This is a genomic window from Endozoicomonas sp. SESOKO3 (genome assembly GCF_024606255.1).
Genome location: NZ_JAHHPR010000669.1, coordinates 1 through 1626, shown reverse-complemented (window position 1 = coordinate 1626; position 1626 = coordinate 1). Strand labels below are relative to the sequence as shown.

General features: G+C 45.9%; 1 protein-coding gene. It reads left to right on the top strand.

Annotation, left to right across the window (positions count from 1 at the left end):
* The coding region (locus KDK18_RS11815) for a hypothetical protein (RefSeq protein WP_257255119.1) at positions 1 to 1194 on the top strand (1194 nt) is incomplete at its 5' end.
* Between the last annotated feature and the right edge of the window lie 432 nt (positions 1195 to 1626).

Below are 1626 nucleotides of genomic sequence, written 5' to 3'. Positions count from 1 at the left end.
GGAGTTATTCTGGCACGCTATAAAGGTTCTGAACTGGATCAACAATTTGGACGGTGCGGCGTTGTAACTTACACCACCTCTTCCGACTACTCTGGAATACTGGATTCCTACCCGTCTCTGACTGGGCAGGTTATTCACGAAAAGGCAAGTTCTCACCTGTTTCTTGTTGCAACAACACAGTCAGGAAAAGCAGTTCTATTCGAGTTCTCGTTAAGTGCTGCCCGGAGCTACCGGGCAGAATTCACTGTACGTAACGACCTATTCCCTGAAAATGTACAAATTAAGGATACCGCTTATCATCAGGGCGTCATGTATTTAACAGGCACCCTCGATAACAGCCTGTTGGTTGGCCGTTACCAGCAGCGACGGCTCTTTTTTCCTGAAACCAGTGATCCGTATGATAAAGAACAAGGATTTCATTTAAAGCTATCCCAAGATGGCGAACGCCTTTATGTAACCGGTAAAAGTGAAGAAGATGCGTCCTATCCTCTGTTTATCAGACAATACGACAGTCAACATCTAAAACCCGCTGCCTCTTTTGGCAATAATGGCAAAGAGATAATCACTATCAATAGCGGTGACACGGTCAACAGCCAGCAGGACGTCCTGATACAAGAAGATCAGGCCTTCGTTGCCGTATTCAGCCCTGGGGAAGAAACACTTTCTATTCGCCGGTTCGCCACGGACAATGGAAAGATTGACAGTGCTTATATGATTGACGACAGGGTTGATTTTCCTTCCCTCGCACCGGGTTCATTTGCGACCGTCAGGCTGATGGCAACGGAAGATTATTTGCACGCCATTATTTACAACAGCGATGGACAACTGTCCGTATTTACTTATAAAGATCAGGTCAATGTCCATCGTTTCGACACCACCATTAAACCTGCGGCGGCAAAGTCTATGCGTCCGGTTTTTGTGGGTAACAAAGTCTATCTGGCCTCTGAAAATACAGATATTGAGGAGGATAGTCGGCAGCTACAGATGCAAGAAATCGCTTTGGATTTTGAAAACTTTAACTATCCAAAATCCCTTGGCACTTCATCGTCTGCCGGATCGTCTGCGGTTCTCCCTGATTGGGGAATTGGGCCTTTCGCAGTGGGCTCTGTGATGGTTGCAACGTTTGCAGTTCTCGTAGCCATTAAGTGGTTCAAAAGACAACCACCCGGATCAAAAATGGAAACCACTGAATAACTACCCTTAGATGAACTTAAATAACCAACAAACAGGTGCATCCCTCAAGGGCAATCGCCATAAACATTATCATTGCCTCAAAGGGGTATCGGGCCAATAGCTTATCCAGAAAAAGTTGGCCCCTGCTGCCCCCCCCTGCTCAAACGTAAGTTTTTCCAGGTTACCCGCATGTTAATGCATGACGCCCCCTCATAGTCTATATATACGGGTCACAAATACGGATAGTTCTCATCATTGTTTTTCATGGTACTCACTCAATGAATAACAGCCCGATGAAAGATCAGTATCGGCAAAGCCCGACTATCTTCACAAAGTCGTCTGTACTTTTATTGTCACTTGTCGTGTTTTTTCCAAACTGGAACAGTTGGGCCAGTACTGTTCAGCTGGACAATAGTAATTTCAACCAATACCTGAATGCCGACCACCCGGTCG